The organism is Mesorhizobium sp. M1143 (assembly GCF_040318435.1).
In the GTDB taxonomy this organism is placed as follows: domain Bacteria; phylum Pseudomonadota; class Alphaproteobacteria; order Rhizobiales; family Rhizobiaceae; genus Mesorhizobium.
In genome coordinates, this window is the sequence record NZ_JAMYMJ010000144.1 from 1 (window position 1) to 2,585 (window position 2,585).

A 2,585-nucleotide genomic window follows, 5' to 3' on the forward strand; every position below is an offset into this window, starting at 1 on the left:
CCCCCCGGCGTGGGGGCGCCCCCCCCCCCCGGCGGGGGGGCCCCCCCACCACCTGGCCTTTGCCAGCCTTGATCAGCGGCCATGCGCTTTCGTGCTCCTAGTTCCAATCGCGTCGATGTCGTCCCATCCAGCTTTTAGGCCTGTCCGGACGTCACCACTTTAACGCGATAAGGCATCCGGCAGCTGAAATCGCTCATCTCTTTCGTGTTCATAGGGACACCGTCGGGCGCATTGCGCCGAGGTCAAAATAGCCATTTCGCTGAATGTTCGCAGTTGGCCGTTTTCGGGCGACGTACGCACCTGGCCGGCCCAGTCGGTAGAAACGCCGGGTGCACGGTGGCAGTAGCAGCTGCTCTTCGAGGAACGCCGTTCGCTCTGAGGCGCTAAAGATATCTTTGCATATCATGATTTCCATATTTGATACGTGAACAGATCATAAAGCTTTGACTTGCTCCGCTGGATAAGATACCCCTGCGTACCATTTGGCATTGGAGTCTGCGTATCGTTATGGACTCTGAATCGGAAATTCTGCGCGAAATCGGTGGGCTTTTCAGGAAGGCGAGGCTGGCCGCCGCCATGACGCAGGAGCAGGTTGCTGACTTGGCGGGTATATCCCGTCCCCGCTATCGCGACATCGAAAAGGGAGCCGCAGCGGCGCGTGCGACGACCCTCATCAATATCGCTCGCGCGCTCGGTCTGGAAATGATGCTGGTTCCGCAAGTCATGGTGCCGGCTGTCCAGGCTCTATTGCGTCCGCATGATGATGACGATCGACCCGCCTTTGTTTCTCAACCTGACGATGACGATCATGGCTCCAGTCTTTCGCGCACCTAAGACGATCCCGTCGCTGGACGTGCTCTTGAACGCAGCGAAAATCGGCACAATCGTCAGGACGCCGGGCGATTTCAATGCATTCAACTTCGATGAGGCCTACCGCGCGACGGGCGGCTTTCCGGTTCTCAGCCTGTCGTTCCGGGCAGCGACGGGAGGATTGCGGAAAGATCCGAAGCCTCTGGCAAGCGCCTTGCCCGCATTCTTCGCGAACCTCCTGCCGGAGGAGAAATTGCGCGAGGCGATGGAAAGGCACCACGAAGGCAATGTGCGGCCAGGCAATGATTTCGACCTTTTAGCGGCGCTGGGCGCCGATCTGCCGGGAGCCGTACGGGCGTTGCCCAGTGACGGCGCGATAGCGGTTTCACAGGACGCTTCAAAGGATCAGCCCAAGGCACGGTTCTCGCTTGCCGGCGTGCAGATGAAGCTGTCGGTCATGAAGAACATTGGAAAAGGCGGCGGCCTTACCTTGCCGATGGACGACGAGCAGGGCCGGTACATCGCCAAGTTCCCTTCGACGGCGTTTCCGGGCGTTTCCGAGAACGAATTCGCCAACCTGGCGCTAGCAGCAGCAATCGGCATGGAGGTTCCTGAACGCGAACTTGTCGAGAAGTCCGATTTTGAGGATATTCCCGAAGAATTCAACACGCTGTCAGAGGGCAAGGTCCTTCTCGTCAAACGCTTCGATCGCGGCGCTGAGGGCGAGAGGATACACATCGAGGATTTCGCTCAAATCTTCGGTGTCTACCCCTCGCGCAAATATGAGGGGGCTGCTTATCACGACATAGCCTTGGCTCTTGGCGTGGCCGTCTCGCCTACGGCGGCTCTCGAATTCGTCCGCCGCCTGGCACTGACCGTCATCACCGGCAATGGCGACATGCACCTGAAGAACTGGTCTTTGATCTATCCCGATAACGGCGACAAGCCGGCGCTTGCACCAATCTACGACCTCCTGTCCACCGTGCCATATATTCCCGCCGACGCCATGGCGCTGTCGCTTGGAGGAGAGCGCTCGTTTAAGGCGCTAGCAGCACCGCGATGGAAAGCATTTGCGAACCGTGCACGGCTTCCGGAGCCAGCAGTCCTGAAGGCAGTGGTCGAGACGGTCAAACTCGTCAACGAGTACTGGTGGCATCTGCCTGAGCGCGACGTTGTCGCAGCGAAAGTGCTCGAGCGGATCGACGAACATGTGAAGGCGATGACGACGGTACTGAACTCCTGCGCCGAGAAGTAAACCGAGTCCCTCGGGTTGATATAGCGGAACTATTCGCCCGTGCCCCGGATGAGTGGCCGTGGATCGGTGGCATGCTAGGATCGCGCGCAAAGTCGGCGGAGTGTCCACTTGGACACGCGTTGAGCAAGCACGTCAGCTCGCGGGCAGAAGAGTTCGCAGCATCCCACAGAGGGTCGAGATGCTGTTCGTCCACCTCAATACAACGATGCGGTTCAACCGAATGCGGTGACTGAGGATCGCGATCCGACGCTTTGTGTCGCCAATGTCGCGTCCGCTACACGGGCCGTTCCGACGATCCTTTCTTGGAACTCAAGCTAAACCCCTGAAAAGCAACCATGAAATTATTCTTCGGTTGGATCAGCCAAATTGGCATGAGTCTTGAGATCCTTAGGTGCGAGGCGGCTAGAGCTGCCCGACCGGCATTCAAGTCGCGGCAGCCGCGATGAATGGGAACGAAGGAAGGAAAGCTACTTGTCAGGTTTGCGTCAGATCGCCTTTTACGGCTAGGGCGGCATCGGCA

General features: G+C 58.6%; 2 protein-coding genes. Both read left to right on the forward strand.

The genetic code is table 11. The annotated features are described in order from the left end of the window. The first annotated feature begins 507 nt into the window (after positions 1 to 507). Positions 508 to 834: a helix-turn-helix domain-containing protein gene (locus NKH35_RS31335; protein ID WP_352461204.1), complete on the forward strand. Its 327-nt coding sequence runs from the start codon at positions 508 to 510 to the stop codon at positions 832 to 834. Beyond that, complete coding sequence (locus tag NKH35_RS31340; protein ID WP_023706402.1) at positions 809 to 2,065, forward strand: type II toxin-antitoxin system HipA family toxin; 1,257 nt, start codon at positions 809 to 811, stop codon at positions 2,063 to 2,065. The genes NKH35_RS31335 and NKH35_RS31340 overlap by 26 nt, the downstream gene beginning before the upstream one ends. Positions 2,066 to 2,585 lie beyond the last annotated feature (520 nt).